Origin of the sequence: Nonomuraea sp. NPDC003560 (assembly GCF_042878785.1) — a bacterium.
Classification (GTDB): domain Bacteria; phylum Actinomycetota; class Actinomycetes; order Streptosporangiales; family Streptosporangiaceae; genus Nonomuraea.
Genome location: NZ_JBIAOF010000002.1, coordinates 603,716 through 620,521, shown reverse-complemented (window position 1 = coordinate 620,521; position 16,806 = coordinate 603,716). Strand labels below are relative to the sequence as shown.

The window sequence follows — 16,806 nt, the reverse complement described above, 5'->3', positions numbered from 1 at the left end:
TCCGGACAGCGTCCCGGAACAGGGCGAAGATCGCCCGCGCGGCACCGGACGATGTCCGAAACCAGGGCCGGACCTGGACCGAAACCAGAATCGGGAAGGGTGCGCGAACGCCCTGCGGATGCATTACGATCTTGTGAAGCGAGGGCTGCGCGAACGGTCCGGCGACACCTGCCGCCATGCCCCGCGCCCGCACGGAGAACACCCCCTCCGCGCACGCGACGATCGTGCCCCCGCCTCCGCGGACAAGCACACCTCGCGGCACGCCAGAAGCGCGCCTCCGCCCCGCGGAGAACCGCGCCCACCGGAAGCCCACGCGGACAAGCACGCAGGAGCGCGTCCCCGCCTGCGCGCAGAGGCTCACCTCCGCGCGCGCCGGAAGCGCGCAGAAAGGCGCGTCTCCACGCGCCGCGAAAAGCCCTGCCCTCGCGCGGCCACGCCCGAGCCGGGAGCCGGCGCGGCGGGTGGCCGGGGCCGGGGCCCCGGCCGGGGTTCAGGAGGCGGTCGTGCGGCGCAGTGAGGCGGCGATGGCGGCGGCCGCCGCTCCCGGGTCCGCCGCGCCCGTGATCGGACGCCCGATGACCAGCAGGTCGGCGCCGTCGGCCAGCGCCTGCTCGGGTGTCGCCACGCGCACCTGGTCCTGGACGTCGGCCCCCTGAGGGCGCACGCCCGGCGTGATGAGGGTGATGGCGGGCCCCACCTCGGCCCGCACCGCCGCGACCTCGTTGGGCGAGCACACCAGCGCCGTGGCCCCGGCCTCGACCGACAGGGCGGCCAGGCGGCGCACGGCCTCGTCGGCCGGTCCGGTGAGGCCCATGCGGTCGAGGTCGGACTCGTCCAGCGAGGTGAGGATCGTCACAGCGGCGATCTTGGTCTGCGGGGCGGCCTCGACCGCGGCCCGGATCATGGCGGCCCCGCCGGCCGCGTGCACGGTCAGGATGGCCGGACGCAGGCGGGCGACGGCCTTGGCGGCGCCCGCGACGGTGTTGGGGATGTCGTGCAGCTTGAGGTCGAGGAAGATCTGGACGCCGCTGGCGCCGCGCACGGAGGCGATCACGTCGGGGCCGTAGCGCAGGTACAGCTCCAGGCCCACCTTGATGGTGCTGACGTGCGGCGTCACCAGGCTCGCCCACCTGGCGGCGGTCTCCAGGTCGGGGGCGTCGAGGGCGACGGCGATGGGTGCGGGCGTCAAGGGGAGCTCTCCTCGGAGTCGACTAGAAGGTGCCGGGGAGCGCTCCCCGGCGGCCGGTGGGCCAGGCCGACGGCGTCGGCGAGGCGTTGGAAGCCGCGTGCCCGCAGCAGGTCCTCCAGCTCGCGCTCGATGCGCAGGCACGCGTAGGGGTCGTGGAACAGCGCGGTGCCCACCCCGACCAGGCAGGCGCCCGCCAGGACGAGCTGGAAGGCGTCCCTGCCGGTCATCACGCCGCCCATGCCGATCAGCGGCACCCCGGGCAGGGCCGCGTGCACCTGCCACACGCACCGGACGGCCAGGGGCAGGATGGCGGGCCCCGACAGCCCTCCGGTGACGGCGGCCAGCGACGGGCGCAGCGCCTCGGTGTCGATGGCCATGCCGAGCGGGTTGTTGATCATGGACAGGGCGTCCGCCCCGGCGTCCACGCAGGCGCGCGCGACCGAGACGATGTCGGCCACGTCGGGCGCGAGCTTGGCCACCACGGGGACGTCGTAGCGCATGATGGAGCGCACCGAGGCGATCACCTCGGCCGCGGCGCTGCCCTCGCGCGCGAAGACACGCCCTCTGTCCTCCATGTTCGGGCAAGAAAGGTTGACCTCCAGCGCGGTCACCCCGGGCGCGTCGGCGAGCCTGCGGGCCAGCTCGGAGTACTCGGCGACGGTGCCGCCGCCGATCGAGACGATGGTCTTGATGCCGCGCTGGGCCAGCCAGGGCAGCTCGCGCTCCAGGAACGCCTCGATGCCCGGCCCCTGGAGCCCGACGGCGTTGAGCATGCCGGAGGGCGTCTCGGCCATGCGCGGGGTCGGCCGGCCCGCCCGGGGGGCCATGGTGATGGACCGGGTGGTCAGCGCGCCGAGCCGGTGGAGGTCGAAGAACTGGGCGAGCTCGCGTCCGGAGCCCGCGCAGCCGGCGGCCGTGGTGACGGGGTTCGCCAGCTCGACGTGCGCCAGAAACGTACGCATATCAACTGACATGTCGTGCACCGCCTCCGGGGGCGCCGAGCGCGTCGAACGGGATCGTTCCCACGTCCTCGAAGCGCACCCGCTCCCCCCGGAACACCGGTCCCTCTGCGCACGCGCGGACCATCCTGGTCGCGCCGTCGTCGCCGATGACGGGGATGACGCACGTCATGCACACCCCGATGCCGCAGGCCATCTGCTCCTCGACGGCCACCTGCACGGGGATGTCGAACTCCATCGCCACCGCCGTGACCGCCCGCAGCGCCGGCATGGGCGCGCAGGCGTAGACGGCGTCGGCCCGGGTGTCGGCGATCACCGAGGGCAGCGCGTCGGTGACCTTGCCGCGCAGGCCGAGCGAGCCGTCCTCGGTGGTCAGGGTCGTCGTCTCGGCGATGCGGCGGGCCCGCATGGCGCCGAAGACGCGGTCGGCCCCGGCACCGCCGAGCACGAAGTCGACCCGGCAGCCGCGCGCCAGCAGCGCGTCGGCCAGCGGGAACAGCACGGCCGAGCCGTACTCGGCGCCGACCAGCACGCAGTTGACCGGGTCGCGCGGCAGCGGGAAGGGCCGGCCGAGCGGCCCCACCAGGTCGAGCGTGTCGCGGGCGCGCCGCTCGGCCAGCCAGGACGTGCCCGGCCCGGCGACGGTGAAGACGAGCTCGACCGTGCCGCCGTAGTCGGACTTGACGTCATGGATGGACAGCGCGCGGCGCGTCACCATCGACGTGTGGGCCCCGCCGACCGCCACGGAGACGAAGTGGCCGGGGCGGTAACGCTCGGCGATGCCGGGCGCCACCACCGTCAGCGCATGGTAGGCGTCGACCCGGCGCGTCGTCAGCACCGTGCCCGTCACCTGCACAGGTGTGCCGGCCAGTCGTCTTCACCTCCCGCGCGGGTCAGCCGCGTAGTGCCTGTGCGTGCTCCTGGAGTGACCGCACGCCGACGTCGCCGCGGACGATCGCCTGGATCCCGGCCGCCGCCGCGGCCAGCCCCGCGACGGTGGTGATGCACGGGATGCCGCGCAGCACCGCCGCGGTGCGGATCTCGTAGCCGTCCAGGCGCGGCCCGGACTGACCGGGGCTGCCGAACGGCGTGTTGACGATCAGGTCCACCTCGCCGTCGAGAATCGCCTGCACGCTCGTAGGCTCACCTCCGGGCCCGGTCCCCTCGCTGTGCTTTCGCACGATCTTGGCATGGACACCGTTGCGGCGCAGCACCTCGGCCGTGCCCTCGGTGGCGAGGATCTCGAAGCCGAGGTCGGCCAGTGCCTTCACAGGGAAGATCATCGCACGCTTGTCCCTGTTGGCCACGGACACGAACGCGCGTCCCTTGGTCGGAAGTTCGCCGTAGGCCCCGGCCTGGGACTTGGCGAACGCCACGCCGAAGAACGCGTCGATGCCCATGACCTCGCCCGTGGAGCGCATCTCGGGCCCGAGCACGGTGTCGACGCCCCGGAAGCGGTTGAAGGGCAGCACGGCCTCCTTGACCGCGATGGACGCCTCCAGCGGCAGGGTGCCGCCGTCGCCGGTGGCCGGCAGCATGCCCTCCGCGCGCAGCGAGGCGATCGAGGAGCCGAGCATCACCCGGGCCGCCGCCTTGGCCAGCGGCGTGGCCGTCGCCTTGGACACGAACGGCACGGTACGGCTGGCCCGCGGGTTGGCCTCCAGGACGTACAGGACGCCGGCCGACATGGCGTACTGGACGTTCAGGAGCCCGCGCACGCCCACCCCGGCGGCGATGGCCTCGGTGGCGGCGCGGATGCGCTTGACGTCGTGGCTGCCGAGCGTGAGCGGCGGCAGGGCGCAGGCCGAGTCGCCGGAGTGGATGCCGGCCTCCTCGATGTGCTCCATGACGCCGCCGAGGAACAGCTCCTGGCCGTCGTAGAGCGCGTCGACGTCGATCTCGATGGCCTCGTCGAGGAACTTGTCCACCAGGACCGGGTGGCCGCCCTCCTGGGCCGCCATGTACGTCGTCAGCGTCTCGTCGTCGTAGACGATGGCCATGCCGGCCCCGCCGAGCACGTACGAGGGCCGCACGAGCACCGGGTAGCCGATCTCCCCGGCGATCTCCAGCGCCTCGGGCACCGTCAGCGCGGTGCCGTGCTTGGGCGCGGGCAACCCGGCCTCGGCCAGCACCCGCCCGAACGCGCCGCGCTCCTCGGCCAGGTGGATCGACTCGGGCGAGGTGCCGACCACGGGCACGCCCGCGTCCTTGAGCGCCTGCGCAAGGCCGAGCGGCGTCTGGCCGCCGAGCTGCACGATCACGCCCACGACCGGGCCGGTCTGCTGCTCGGCGTGCACGACCTCCAGGACGTCCTCCAGCGTGAGCGGCTCGAAGTAGAGCCGGTCGGAGGTGTCGTAGTCGGTCGAGACGGTCTCGGGGTTGCAGTTGACCATGACGGTCTCGAACCCGGCCCGCGACAGCTCGAAGGAGGCGTGCACGCACGCGTAGTCGAACTCGATGCCCTGCCCGATGCGGTTGGGCCCGGAGCCGAGGATGATGACCTTCTCCCGCTCGCCGGAGGGTACCTCGGTCTCCTCGTCGTAGGTGGAGTACAGGTACGGCGTCCTGGCGGCGAACTCGGCGGCGCAGGTGTCGACGGTGTTGTAGACCGGCCGCACGCCGAGCGCGTGGCGCAGGCCGCGCACGTGGGCCTCCTCCACGCCGCGGATCTCGGCGATCTGCGCGTCGGAGAAGCCGTGGTGCTTGGCGCGGGTCAGCGCGGCGGCGGTCAGCTCGGGCGCGGCGGCGATCTCCTGGGCCTCCTCCTCCAGCAGGAGGAGCTGGTCGAGGAACCAGGGGTCGACGCTGGTGGCCTCGAACAGCTCGGCCGCGGTCGCGCCCGCGCGCACGGCCTGCTGCATCGTGCGCAGCCGCCCGTCGTGCGGGGTGCGGCAGGCCGCCAGCAGCTCGTCCTTGTCCTGGACGGGGCCCGCCCAGGTGAAGGCGGAGTCCTTCTTCTCCAGCGAGCGCAGCGCCTTCTGCAGCGCCTCGGTGAAGGAGCGGCCGATGGCCATGGCCTCGCCGACGGACTTCATGTGCGTGGTCAGCGTGCGGTCGGCCCCGCGGAACTTCTCGAAGGCGAAGCGCGGCACCTTGACCACGATGTAGTCGAGCGTCGGCTCGAAGGAGGCCGGGGTCTCCTTGGTGATGTCGTTGGGGATCTCGTCGAGGGTGTAGCCGATGGCCAGCTTGGCGGCGATCTTGGCGATCGGGAAGCCGGTGGCCTTGGAGGCCAGGGCGCTGGAGCGGGAGACGCGCGGGTTCATCTCGATGACGATCATGCGCCCGGTGCGCGGGTCGACGGCGAACTGGATGTTGCAGCCGCCGGTGTCCACGCCGACCTCGCGGATGACCGCGATGGCCACGTCGCGCATGTTCTGGTACTCGCGGTCGGTCAGGGTCAGCGCGGGCGCGACGGTGACGCTGTCGCCGGTGTGCACGCCCATCGGGTCGATGTTCTCGATGGAGCACACGATGACGACGTTGTCCGCCTTGTCGCGCATGACCTCCAGCTCGTACTCCTTCCAGCCGAGGATGGACTCCTCCAGGAGCACCTCGGTGGTCGGCGAGGCGTCGAGGCCGGCGCCGGCGATGCGGCGCAGGTCGTCCTCGCCGTAGGCGAAGCCGGAGCCGACGCCGCCCATGGTGAAGCTGGGCCGTACGACCAGCGGGTAGCCCAGCTCGCCGGCGGCGGCCAGGCAGTCCTCCATGGTGTGGCAGATGACCGACTTGGCCGACTCGGCGTTCAGCCCGTGCTCGCGGGCGACCTTGGCGACGATCTCCTTGAACTTCTCGCGGTTCTCGCCCGCCTGGATCGCGTCGAAGTCGGCGCCGATCAGCTCGACCTCGTACTTCTCCAGCACGCCCGACTCGTGCAGGGCGACCGCGGTGTTCAGCGCGGTCTGGCCGCCCAGGGTGGGCAGCAGCGCGTCGGGGCGCTCCTTGGCGATGATCTTCTCGACGTACTCGGGGGTGATCGGCTCGACGTACGTGGCGTCGGCGAACTCGGGGTCCGTCATGATCGTGGCCGGGTTGCTGTTGACCAGGATGACGCGGAAGCCCTCGGCCCGCAGCACGCGGCAGGCCTGCGTGCCCGAGTAGTCGAACTCGCACGCCTGGCCGATCACGATCGGGCCGGAGCCGATCACCAGGACCGACCGGATGTCCTCACGCTTGGGCACGGCTCATGACCTCACAGAACTCGTCGAAGAGATAAGCGGCGTCGTGCGGCCCCGCGGCGGCCTCGGGGTGGTACTGGACGCTGAAGGCGCGCCCGTCGAGCAGGCGCAGGCCCTCCACGCACCGGTCGTTGAGGTTGACGTGGCTGACCTCGGCCGGGCCGTAGGGCGTCTCGAACGGCTCGCCGATCGGCGCCTCGACGGCGAACCCGTGGTTGTGGGCCGAGATCTCGACCTTGCCGGTGCGCACGTCCTGGACCGGCTGGTTGACGCCGCGGTGGCCGTAGCGCAGCTTGTACGTGGACAGCCCGAGCGCCCGGCCGAACAGCTGGTTGCCGAAGCAGATGCCGAAGAACGGCACCCTGGCCTCAAGGACGCTGCGCAGCGCCGACACGTCGGCGGTGGCGGGGTCGCCGGGGCCGTTGGAGAAGAACACGCCGTCGGGCTCGACCGCCATGATCTGCTCGTACGTGGCCGTGGCGGGCAGCACGTGCACCTCGCAGCCGCGCTCGGCCATGCGGTGCGGGGTCATGCCCTTGATGCCGAGGTCGACGGCGGCGACCGTGAAGCGCCGCTCCCCCACGGCGGGCACGACGTAGGGCTCGGCCGTGGCCACCTCGGCGGCCAGGTCGGCGCCCTCCATGGCGGGCGCGCGCCGCACCCGCTCGACGAGCTCCTCGACCGTCGCGGAGGGGGCCGAGAAGATGCCGGCCCGCATCGCGCCGCGCTCGCGCAGGTGGCGGGTCAGGGCGCGGGTGCCGGTGATGGCGATGCCGACGACGCCCTGCTGCTTGAGGTAGTCGTCGAGCGAGCGGTCGGCCCGCCAGTTGGAGACGATCCTGGACGGCTCGCGCACGACGTACCCGGCGACCCAGACGCGGCCCGACTCGGGGTCTTCGTCGTTGACGCCGGTGTTGCCGATGTGCGGGGCCGTCATGGCGACGATCTGCCGGTGGTAGGAGGGGTCGGTGAGGGTCTCCTGGTAGCCGGTCATGCCGGTGTTGAAGACCATCTCGCCGAACGTCTCGCCTTCGGCGCCGTAAGGAGTTCCGTGGAAGACGCGGCCGTCTTCCAGGACGAGCACCGCGGTGTTCAAACCAGCTTCCCTTCGAGAACGGTCGGCGTGCCGCGCAGGAACGTGGCGACCACCCGGCCGGGCAACGTCATCCCCTCGTACGGGGTGTTCCTGCTCTTGGAGGCGTAGGCGGAGGGGTCCACCTCGGTGCGGGCCGACGGGTCGTACAGCGTGATGTTGGCCGGCGCGCCCGGCTCCAGCGGACGGCCGTGGCCGGACAGGCGGCCGATGCGGGCCGGGGTGATCGACATGCGCTCGGCGACCCCGGCCCAGTCGAGCAGCCCGGTCTCGACCATGGCCTCCTGGACGACGCTCAGCGCGGTCTCCAGGCCGATCATGCCCATGGCCGCGGCCGGCCACTCGGTCTCCTTGTCCTCGACCGGGTGCGGGGCGTGGTCGGTGGCGACGACGTCGATCGTGCCGTCGGCCAGCGCGGCGCGCAGCGCCTGGACGTCGGCGTGCGTGCGCAGCGGCGGGTTGACCTTGTAGATCGGGTTGTAGGCGCCGACCGGGGACTCCTCGACGAGGTCGTCGGTGAGGAGCAGGTGGTGAGGGGTGACCTCGGCGGTGATGTTCCAGCCCTTGGACTTGGCCCAGCGGATGATCTCGACCGAGCCGGCGGTGGAGACGTGGCAGACGTGCAGGCGGGAGCCGACGTGCGCGGCCAGCAGGCAGTCGCGGGCGATGATCGCCTCCTCGGCCACCGCCGGCCAGCCGGTCAGGCCGAGCCTGCCGGAGACGACGCCCTCGTTCATCTGGGCGCCCTCGGTGAGCCTGGGCTCCTGGGCGTGCTGGGCGACGACGCCGTCGAACGCCTTGACGTACTCCAGGGCGCGGCGCATCAGCACGGCGTCGCTGACGCATTTGCCGTCGTCGGAGAAGACCCGGACCCGGGCCGCCGAGTCGGCCATCGCGCCGAGCTCGGCGAGCTGCCTGCCCTCCAGGCCGACGGTCACCGCGCCGACCGGCTGCACGTCGCAGTGGCCGAACTCGCGGCCGAGCCGCCACACCTGCTCGACCACGCCGGCGGTGTCGGCGACGGGCGAGGTGTTGGCCATGGCGTGCACGGCGGTGTAGCCGCCGCGGGCCGCGGACTGGGTGCCGGTCTGGACGGTCTCGGCGTCCTCGCGGCCGGGCTCGCGCAGGTGGGTGTGCAGGTCGACCAGGCCGGGCAGCGCGATCGCGCCGCCGCCGTCGACGGTCTCGCCGCCGGGACCGGCGTCGAGGCCGGCGCCGATCTCGGCGATGCGCCCGTCGGCGATCCGGAGGTCCACCGGCTCCCCGCCGAGGATCCTGACATTCTGGATGATCACTGGATCTCTCCCCCGAGCAGCAGGTACAGGACGGCCATGCGGATGGTCACGCCGTTGGCGACCTGCTCCACGATGGTGGAGCGCGGCGAGTCGGCCACCTCGGCGGCGATCTCCATGCCCCGGTTCATCGGCCCGGGGTGCATGACGATGGCCTCGTCCGGCATCTTGGCGAAGCGGTCGCGGTCGAGGCCGTAGCGGCGGGAGTACTCGCGCTCGCTGGGGAAGTAGGCGGCGTTCATCCGCTCCTTCTGCACCCGCAGCATCATGACCGCGTCGGACTTGGGCAGCACGGCGTCGAAGTCGTAGGACACCTCGCACGGCCAGGTGCCGACCGAGACGGGCAGCAGCGTGGGCGGCGCGACGAGGGTGACCTCGGCCCCGAGCGTGTTGAGCAGCAGCACGTTGGAGCGGGCGACCCGGCTGTGCAGCACGTCGCCGACGATGGTGACCCGGCGGCCGTCGAGCCCGCCGAGGCGGCGGCGCATCGAGAAGGCGTCGAGCAGCGCCTGCGTGGGGTGCTCGTGGGTGCCGTCGCCGGCGTTGACGACGCTGCCGCGCACCCAGCCGGCCAGCCGGTGCGGCGCGCCGGAGGAGCCGTGGCGGATGACGACGGCGTCGGCGCCCATGGCCTCCAGGGTGAGCGCGGTGTCCTTGAGCGACTCGCCCTTGGAGACGCTCGACCCCTTGGCCGAGAAGTTGATGACGTCGGCCGAGAGCCGCTTGGCCGCCGCCTCGAAGGAGATGCGGGTGCGGGTGGAGTCCTCGAAGAACAGGTTGACCACCGTGCGGCCGCGCAGCGTGGGCAGCTTCTTGATGGATCGTTCCGAGACCCTGGCCAGCTCCTCGGCGGTGTCGAGGATGAGCAGCGCGTCGTCCTTGGTCAGGTCGCCCGCCGAGATGAGGTGCCGGTTCACCTGTCGTCCTCCTTCATGAGCAGGACGGCGTCGCGGCCGTCGATCTCGGAGAGGTAGACCTTGACCTTCTCGCTCTTGGCGGTGGGCAGGTTCTTGCCCACGTAGTCGGCCCGGATGGGCAGCTCGCGATGGCCGCGGTCGACCAGCGTGGCGAGCTGCACGGCGGTCGGGCGGCCGAGGTCGTTGAGCGCGTCGAGCGCGGCGCGGACGGTGCGGCCGGAGTAGAGCACGTCGTCGACGAGGACGACCACCTTGCCGTCGATGCCGTCGGGCGGCAGCTCGGTGCGCCCGAGCGGGCGGACGGGGCCGCGGCGCAGGTCGTCGCGGTACATGGTGATGTCGATCGAGCCGACGGGGATCTTGAGCCCTTCGAACTGCTCGACGCGGTCGCCGAGCCGGCGGGCGAGCGTGGCGCCGCGGGTGGGGATGCCGAGGAGGACTACGTCACCGGCGCCCTTGGTGCGTTCGAGGATCTCGTGCGCGATTCGGGTCAGCGCCCGGTGGATGTCCGGGCCTTCGAGCACGGCCCTGGAATCGGACATGGAGGGATCTCACCACCTTTCCCGCCTCACGGGACGGGTCTTAAAAGGGTGTTGGTCGGGACACACAGTACCAGGGGCTACCTGGTACAACGTGAGCGCCCCGCCCTGCCGTCCGGGTGTGGCGGGCGTCCTGGCCGGCCGTTCGGCCCGGCCGGCCCAGCGAATTTGGCAATTACCGACATACAGGTATAAAACCTGCTCTAAGTCTTCTCGGGGGAGGTTTCACATGGCGCTGTCGGCACGCGAGCAGTCGGTGCTCAAGGCCATCGCCCGGCAGGTCAGGGACGAGGACCCCGAGCTGTTCGCGGCCATGTCCCGGCACGGCGCTCCGGCGTCGCTGGCCTGGCCGCTGGCGCTGATGGCGCTGTGCCTGGCGGTGTTCGCCGTCGTGCTGCTGGTGACGGGTTCACCCGACCCCCTGCCGCACGCCGTGATCAGGTAAAACCCCCGCAACTCCCCGTGTCGGCGTCCTTCGCGTAGGGCACGTCCCCGAGGGCCGTACGCGCTCGGCGGCGGCTCTTCCTGGGGACTCGCGCGGGGGGCACGCATGGGGGAACCACGTCCGCCCTCCGACGGCGTGACCACGGCGGCCCGCGGGAGGCGCCCGGCGGTAGCCGGCGGCCTCGGCCTCGGCGCGGCCGTCGCGCTGGTCATGGGGAACGTCGTGGGCACCGGCATCTTCCTGCTGCCCGCCTCGCTGGCCGCGTTCGGCACGGTGAGCCTGGTCTCCATGGTCCTGGTCACCGCGGGCGCCATCGCCATGGCGATCGTCTTCGGCCGCCTGGGCGGGCGCACCCCGGCGGCGGGCGGCCCCTACGCCTACGCGCGCGAGGCGTTCGGGGAGTTCGCCGGGTTCTGGATCGCCTGGTCGTTCTGGCTGACCGCGTGGATCGGCAACGCGGCCATCGCCGTGGCCTGGGTGGGCTACGTCCAGTACCTGGCCCACGGGCTGTTCGGGCTCAACTGGGGCAGCACGTTCAGCGCGATCCTCATCGGCCTGACCGGGCTGTGGATCCCGGCCGTGGTGAACCTGGCCGGCGTGCGCAACGCGGCCGCCTTCCAGGTGGTCACCACGGTTCTGAAGTTCACCCCGCTGCTGTTCGTGGCGATCGTGGGCCTGTTCTTCGTGCACCAGGACAACTACCCGGCGTTCAACGCCAGCGGCGGCGGCTGGGTCTCGGCCGTCTCCCTGGCGGGAGCGGTCACGCTGTTCATCTACTCGGGCGTGGAGAGCGCCGCCATCGCGGCCGACCGGGTCAAGGACCCGGTCCGCACCATCGGCCGGGCCAGCGTCATCGGCGTGCTGGCCTGCGCCGTCATGTACATCCTGAGCACGGTCGCCGTGATGGGCACCGTGCCGCAGGAGGAGCTCGTCGGGTCCACCGCGCCCTTCGCCGCGGCGCTGGACCACATGTTCGGCGGCACCGGCGGCGGGCTGCTCATGGCGGCCTGCGCCGTCGTCTCCGGCATCGGCGCGCTCAACGGGTGGACCCTGCTGGTCGCCGAGATGCCGCTGGCCGCCGCCAAGGACGGCCTGTTCCCGCCCGCCTTCTCCGTGGTCTCCCGGCGCGGCGCGCCCCTGACGGGCATCCTGGCCGGGACCGTCCTGACCTCGCTCATGCTGCTGGTGGGCTACGCCTCCGCCAACGCCTTCGACACGATCGTGCTGCTGGCCTCCTTCACCACGGTCATCCCCTACTTCTTCTCGGCCGCCGCGCAACTGTTCTGGCTGGTCACCCGGGAGCGGCGGATCGAGCGCGGGCGGCTGGCCCGCGACCTGGCCGTCGCGGTGCTCGCGCTGCTGTTCTCGTTCTGGATGGCGTACGGCTCGGGGCCCCCCGCCGTGCTCGGCGGGACGCTGATGTTGTTGGTCGGCGTGCCCGTCTACATCTGGCTGAAGGCCAGGCACGGCGAGTACGGCCCGCGTGATGTCCGGCGCGCTGAGGGGATATCTGAAAAATGACCTTTCATGTCGATTCAGAGGTCGGCCGACTGCGCCAGGTCCTGCTGCACAAGCCGGAGCTGGCCCTCAAGCGGCTGACCCCCAGCAACAAGGACGCCTTCCTGTTCGACGACGTGCTGTGGGTGCAGCGCGCGGTGGAGGAGCACGAGGAGTTCGAGCGGGTGCTGCGCGGGCGCGGCATCGTCGTCCACATGCTGGCCGACCTCCTGCGCGACGTGGTCGACATCCCCGAGGCCCGCAAGCACATCCTGGACGCGGTCATCGACGAACGCTGGCTCGGCCCGACCGCCATCGACGACATCCGCAACACCCTCGACGGCATGGACGCCGGCACCCTCCAGATGCACCTGACCGGCGGCATCACCAAGCGCGAGCTGGTCGCGATGGGCTGCGACCCCAAGTCGGTGGCCTTCCACACCACCGCCGAGGACGACTTCGTCCTGCCGCCGCTGCCCAACCACCTGTTCACCCGCGACACCTCCTGCTGGATCTACGACGGCGTGTCGATCAACGCGATGCGCAAGAAGGCCCGCATGCGCGAGACGGTCAACCTGGAGGCCGTCTACCGGTTCCACCCGATGTTCGCCGCCGGCTTCGACCGGCCCTACGAGGGCGGCTTCCACTGCTGGCTGCCCGGTCACGCGATGGCCCCGGCGACCCTGGAGGGCGGCGACGTGCTGGTCATCGGGCGCGGCGCGGTGCTGGTCGGGATGAGCGAGCGCACCCAGCCGCAGGCGGTCGAGATGCTGGCCCAGCGGCTGTTCGCGGCCGGGTCCGCGACCCGGATCGTGGCGCTGGACATGCCGAAGGCGCGCGCGTTCATGCATCTCGACACGGTCATGACCATGCTGGACGTCGGGGTGTTCACCAAGTACGCCGGGCTCGGGATGTTGCCGGCGTACACCATCGAGCCGGGCGAGACCTCCAAGGAGCTGAGGGTCACCGACCACCCGCCCCAGGACATGCACAAGGCCATCGCCCGCGCCCTCGACATGGACGACATCACCGTCCTGACCCCCCATCAGGACGTGTACGCCGCCGAACGCGAGCAGTGGGACGACGGCTGCAACGGCCTGGCCGTCGAGCCCGGCGTCGTCATCGCCTACGAGCGCAACACCACCACGAACAACCACCTGCGCGACAACGGCATCGAGGTCATCACCATCCGGGGCAGCGAGCTCGGCAGAGGGCGCGGCGGCCCGCGGTGCATGAGCTGCCCGCTGGAGCGCGACGGCATCTAGCGGACGTCCGGCCGGCACCCGGACGCCACAGGGAAGGGGCGACATGGCGTTCAACCTGCGCAACCGCAGTTTCCTCAAGGAACTGGACTTCACGCCGGAGGAGTTCGGCTTCCTGCTGCACCTGTCGGCGGAGCTGAAGGCCGCCAAGTACGCCGGGATCGAACGGCAGCGGCTCAAGGGCAAGAACATCGCGCTCATCTTCGAGAAGACCTCCACCCGCACCCGCTGCGCGTTCGAGGTGGCCGCCCACGACCAGGGGGCGCACGTCACCTACCTCGACCCGGCCGGCTCGCACATCGGGCACAAGGAGTCGGTCAGGGACACCGCGCGGGTGCTGGGCCGCATGTTCGACGGCATCGAGTACCGGGGCAGCAAGCAGTCCTACGTCGAGGACCTGGCGGCGCTGTCCGGCGTGCCGGTGTGGAACGGCCTGACCGACGAGTGGCATCCCACGCAGATGCTGGCCGACATGCTCACCGTCCAGGAGCACAGCGACAAGCCGCTGCGCGAGGTGTCCCTGGCCTACCTGGGGGACGCGCGCAACAACACCGGCCACTCGCTGCTGGTCACCGGCGCGCTGCTCGGCCTGGACATCCGCCTGGTCACCCCGGCCGCGCTGCGGCCCGACCGGGACCTCGCGGTGCGGCCCGCCGAGGAGCTGGCCAGGTCCACCGGCGCCCGGATCACCATCACCGAGGACGTGGCCGAGGGCGTCAGGGGCGCCGACTTCCTCTACACCGACGTGTGGGTCTCGATGGGCGAGCCGAAGGAGGTGTGGGACGAGCGCATCGAGCTGCTGCTGCCGTACCAGGTGAACGACGACGTCGTCCGGGCCACCGGCAATCCGGACGTCAAGTTCATGCACTGCCTGCCCGCCTTCCACAATCGGGAGACCGGCGTCGGCGCCGACATCCACGCCAGGACCGGCCTGGCGGCCCTGGAGGTGACCGACGAGGTCTTCGAGTCGCCGCGCTCCATCGTCTTCGACGAGGCCGAGAACCGGCTGCACACCATCAAAGCGATCATGGTCGCAACCCTGGGGGACTGAATGCGGGTCATCGTCGCACTCGGCGGCAACGCGGTGCTCAAGCGCGGCCAGAAGCCGGACGCCGACGTGCAGAGGGACAACATCGCCACCGCCGTCAGGACGCTGGCACAGCTGGCCGGCGAGCACGAGCTGGTCATCACCCACGGGAACGGCCCCCAGGTCGGCATGCTGGCGCTGGAGAGCGCCGCGGACCCGAACCTGAGCCGGCCCTACCCCTTCGACACGCTCGGCGCGCAGACGCAGGGCATGCTCGGCTACTGGATGCAGCAGGCGCTGCAGAACGCCCTGCCCGGCCGGCAGGTGCTCGCCATGGTCACCCAGACCCTGGTCAGCGCCGTCGACCCGGCCTTCGACGACCCCACCAAGTTCGTCGGCCAGATCTACGAGGAGGACGAGGCCCGCAAGCTGGCCGCCGAGTACGGCTGGACGGTCAAGCCCGACGGCGACCACTGGCGGCGCGTCGTCCCCTCCCCCACGCCGCAGCGCATCGTGGAGACCCGGCTGATCCGCAAGATGGTCCGCGAGGGCGTCGTGGTGGTCTGCGCGGGCGGCGGCGGCATCCCGGTCGTGCGGGACGCGCGCGGCCGGCTGGCGGGCGTCGAGGCCGTCATCGACAAGGACCTGACCGCCTCGATGCTGGCCGAGGCGCTGGAGTGCGACGCCTTCCTCATCCTGACCGACGTCCCGCGGGTGTACCGCGACTTCGGCGCCCCCGGCCAGAGCGAGATCGCCTGCACCACCCCGCACGAGCTGCGCGGCCTGCGCTTCCCGGCCGGGTCGATGGGACCCAAGGTCGAGGCGGTGTGCCGGTTCGTCGAGACGACCGGCGACATGGCCGCCATCGGCAGGCTGGACGAGGCGAAGGACATACTCGCCGGTTCCGCGGGCACGATTGTCACGCCCAACGGGATGTGGCCGTTGACCAGCACCCTCTAGGAGACCGACCCGCTAGGAGACCGACGTGACACTGGCCGCACGGCTGCTGCGCACCAAGCCGACCGAGCGCATCGTGGCCGAGGGCGGGCAGGGCGAGGGCGGCGAGCTGCGGCGCACGATGACGTTGTGGCAGCTGACGCTGTTCAGCGTGGGCGCCACGCTCGGCACCGGCATCTTCGTCATCCTCGGCCAGGCGGTGCCCAAGGCGGGGCCGGCGGTGGTGCTGGCGTTCGTGCTGGCGGCCGTCACGGCGTTGTTCTCGGCCCTGTCGTACGCCGAGCTGGCCGGGACGATCCCGGTGTCCGGGTCGTCCTACTCCTACGCGTACGCGACGCTGGGCGAGCTGGTGGCCTGGGTGTGCGGCTGGTGCCTCATGCTGGAGTACGCGGTGTCCGTCGCGGCCGTGGCCGTGGGCTGGGGCGAGTACCTCAACGCGTTCCTGCGCAGCCTGTTCGGCTGGACGCTGCCCGAGGCGATCACCCGCTCCCCCGGCCAGGACGGCGGCGTGGTCAACGTCACCGCGATCCTCATCGTGCTCCTGGCCACCTGGCTGCTGCTCTACGGGGCCTCGGAGTCGGCCAAGGCCAACGCGGTGTTCGTGCTGATCAAGATCGCGGTGCTGGTGTTCTTCTGCGCGGTGGCGTTCACGGCGTTCCAGTCCGGGAACTTCACCCCGTTCGCGCCGCTCGGGGTGGCCGGGATCACGGCGGCCGCCTCGCAGGTGTTCTTCTCCTACATCGGCTTCGACGCCGCCTCCACGGCCGGCGAGGAGGCCAGGAACCCCAAGCGCGACCTGCCCCTGGCCATCCTGCTGTCCCTGCTCATCGTCACCGCCGTGTACGTCCTGGTCGCCGTGGCCGCCATCGGGGCCAAGCCGTGGACCGAGTTCGACCCGGAGAGCACCGAGGCGAGCCTGTCGCAGATCGTCGACCAGGCCACCGGCGCCACCTGGCCGGGCGTGATCGTCTCCTTCGGCGCGGTGATCGCCATCGCCAGCGTCGTGCTCACGGTCATCTACGGCCAGACCCGCATCCTGTTCGCGATGTCCCGCGACGGGCTCATCCCCCGGATCTTCCAGCGGGTGAACCCGCGCCACCAGGTGCCGGTCGCCAACACGCTGATCGTGGCCCTGTTCATCTCGGTCCTGGCCGGGCTGGTGCCGCTCGGCCAGCTCGCCGAGGCCACCAGCATCGGCACGCTGTTCGCCTTCCTCATCGTCAACGTCGGCGTGCTGGTCCTGCGCTATCGCAGCCCGGAGCTGCCGCGCAGCTTCCGCACGCCGCTCTTCCCCCTCACCCCGGCGCTCGGCGCGATCTTCTGCGTCATCGTGATGGCCGGGCTGGCCGGCGTCACCTGGGCCGCCTTCGGCCTGTGGATGCTGGTCGGCCTGATCTGCTATTTCCTGTACGGCTACGGGCATTCACGGCTGAATGCCGAGGTGCGGTGAC

At 71.6% G+C, this 16,806-nt stretch carries 14 protein-coding genes; 6 read left to right on the top strand and 8 right to left on the bottom strand.

Translation table 11 applies throughout. The features are described 5' to 3' along the window. Nucleotides 1–490 precede the first annotated feature (490 nt). Genes pyrF through pyrR form a run of 8 tightly spaced genes read right to left on the bottom strand, consistent with a single transcriptional unit; the run spans nucleotide 491 to nucleotide 10,170 of the window. Nucleotides 491–1,189 carry an orotidine-5'-phosphate decarboxylase gene (gene pyrF / locus ACFYUV_RS08250; protein ID WP_387666325.1) on the bottom strand — a complete coding sequence of 233 codons (699 nt, stop codon included), beginning with the start codon at nucleotides 1,187–1,189 and terminating at the stop codon, nucleotides 491–493. Continuing rightward, nucleotides 1,186–2,163, bottom strand: coding sequence for a dihydroorotate dehydrogenase (locus ACFYUV_RS08245; protein WP_387666323.1), 978 nt, complete (start codon nucleotides 2,161–2,163; stop codon nucleotides 1,186–1,188). The genes pyrF and ACFYUV_RS08245 overlap by 4 nt, the downstream gene beginning before the upstream one ends. Beyond that, nucleotides 2,153–3,019, bottom strand: coding sequence for a dihydroorotate dehydrogenase electron transfer subunit (locus ACFYUV_RS08240; RefSeq protein ID WP_387667464.1), 867 nt, complete (start codon nucleotides 3,017–3,019; stop codon nucleotides 2,153–2,155). The genes ACFYUV_RS08245 and ACFYUV_RS08240 overlap by 11 nt, the downstream gene beginning before the upstream one ends. 22 nt (nucleotides 3,020–3,041) lie before the next feature. Further along, nucleotides 3,042–6,329, bottom strand: coding sequence for a carbamoyl-phosphate synthase large subunit (carB, locus tag ACFYUV_RS08235; RefSeq protein ID WP_352322597.1), 3,288 nt, complete (start codon nucleotides 6,327–6,329; stop codon nucleotides 3,042–3,044). Next, nucleotides 6,316–7,422 (bottom strand): glutamine-hydrolyzing carbamoyl-phosphate synthase small subunit, encoded by a 1,107-nt coding sequence (gene carA / locus ACFYUV_RS08230; RefSeq protein ID WP_387666320.1) that lies wholly within the window; start codon nucleotides 7,420–7,422, stop codon nucleotides 6,316–6,318. Before carA ends, carB begins: the two co-directional genes overlap by 14 nt. Beyond that, a complete protein-coding gene (locus tag ACFYUV_RS08225) occupies nucleotides 7,419–8,714 on the bottom strand; it encodes a dihydroorotase (protein WP_387666318.1) in 1,296 nt (431 codons plus the stop codon). Before ACFYUV_RS08225 ends, carA begins: the two co-directional genes overlap by 4 nt. Continuing rightward, nucleotides 8,711–9,628 carry an aspartate carbamoyltransferase catalytic subunit gene (locus ACFYUV_RS08220; protein ID WP_352353188.1) on the bottom strand — a complete coding sequence of 306 codons (918 nt, stop codon included), beginning with the start codon at nucleotides 9,626–9,628 and terminating at the stop codon, nucleotides 8,711–8,713. The genes ACFYUV_RS08225 and ACFYUV_RS08220 overlap by 4 nt, the downstream gene beginning before the upstream one ends. Then, on the bottom strand, nucleotides 9,625–10,170 hold the full coding sequence (pyrR, locus tag ACFYUV_RS08215; protein WP_352322601.1) for a bifunctional pyr operon transcriptional regulator/uracil phosphoribosyltransferase PyrR: 546 nt from the start codon (nucleotides 10,168–10,170) through the stop codon (nucleotides 9,625–9,627). The genes ACFYUV_RS08220 and pyrR overlap by 4 nt, the downstream gene beginning before the upstream one ends. A 226-nt stretch (nucleotides 10,171–10,396) precedes the next feature. On the opposite strand from pyrR, the gene ACFYUV_RS08210 reads away from it, so the two are divergent. The 6 genes from ACFYUV_RS08210 to ACFYUV_RS08185 all read left to right on the top strand — a co-directional run bounded on the left by ACFYUV_RS08210 (nucleotide 10,397) and on the right by ACFYUV_RS08185 (nucleotide 16,805). After that, a complete protein-coding gene (locus ACFYUV_RS08210) occupies nucleotides 10,397–10,612 on the top strand; it encodes a DUF3040 domain-containing protein (protein WP_387666315.1) in 216 nt (71 codons plus the stop codon). 105 nt (nucleotides 10,613–10,717) lie between these two features. Continuing rightward, complete coding sequence (locus tag ACFYUV_RS08205; RefSeq protein ID WP_387666313.1) at nucleotides 10,718–12,133, top strand: amino acid permease; 1,416 nt, start codon at nucleotides 10,718–10,720, stop codon at nucleotides 12,131–12,133. Then, nucleotides 12,130–13,374 (top strand): arginine deiminase, encoded by a 1,245-nt coding sequence (locus ACFYUV_RS08200; RefSeq protein ID WP_358294015.1) that lies wholly within the window; start codon nucleotides 12,130–12,132, stop codon nucleotides 13,372–13,374. Before ACFYUV_RS08205 ends, ACFYUV_RS08200 begins: the two co-directional genes overlap by 4 nt. 43 nt (nucleotides 13,375–13,417) lie before the next feature. Next, nucleotides 13,418–14,422: an ornithine carbamoyltransferase gene (gene argF, locus ACFYUV_RS08195; RefSeq protein WP_387666310.1), complete on the top strand. Its 1,005-nt coding sequence runs from the start codon at nucleotides 13,418–13,420 to the stop codon at nucleotides 14,420–14,422. Next, nucleotides 14,423–15,358 (top strand): carbamate kinase, encoded by a 936-nt coding sequence (gene arcC / locus ACFYUV_RS08190; RefSeq protein WP_352353193.1) that lies wholly within the window; start codon nucleotides 14,423–14,425, stop codon nucleotides 15,356–15,358. It abuts the gene before it with no gap. 25 nt (nucleotides 15,359–15,383) lie between these two features. Then, nucleotides 15,384–16,805 (top strand): amino acid permease, encoded by a 1,422-nt coding sequence (locus ACFYUV_RS08185; protein ID WP_387666306.1) that lies wholly within the window; start codon nucleotides 15,384–15,386, stop codon nucleotides 16,803–16,805. Nucleotide 16,806 lies beyond the last annotated feature (1 nt).

Coding starts and splice junctions, on each gene's coding strand:
- ACFYUV_RS08245 (WP_387666323.1), bottom strand. CDS start 2,163: ATGTCAGTTGATATGCGTACGTTTCTGGCGCACGTCGAGCTGGCGAAC.
- pyrR (WP_352322601.1), bottom strand. CDS start 10,170: ATGTCCGATTCCAGGGCCGTGCTCGAAGGCCCGGACATCCACCGGGCG.
- ACFYUV_RS08210 (WP_387666315.1), top strand. CDS start 10,397: ATGGCGCTGTCGGCACGCGAGCAGTCGGTGCTCAAGGCCATCGCCCGG.
- ACFYUV_RS08205 (WP_387666313.1), top strand. CDS start 10,718: ATGGGGGAACCACGTCCGCCCTCCGACGGCGTGACCACGGCGGCCCGC.
- ACFYUV_RS08200 (WP_358294015.1), top strand. CDS start 12,130: ATGACCTTTCATGTCGATTCAGAGGTCGGCCGACTGCGCCAGGTCCTG.
- argF (WP_387666310.1), top strand. CDS start 13,418: ATGGCGTTCAACCTGCGCAACCGCAGTTTCCTCAAGGAACTGGACTTC.
- arcC (WP_352353193.1), top strand. CDS start 14,423: ATGCGGGTCATCGTCGCACTCGGCGGCAACGCGGTGCTCAAGCGCGGC.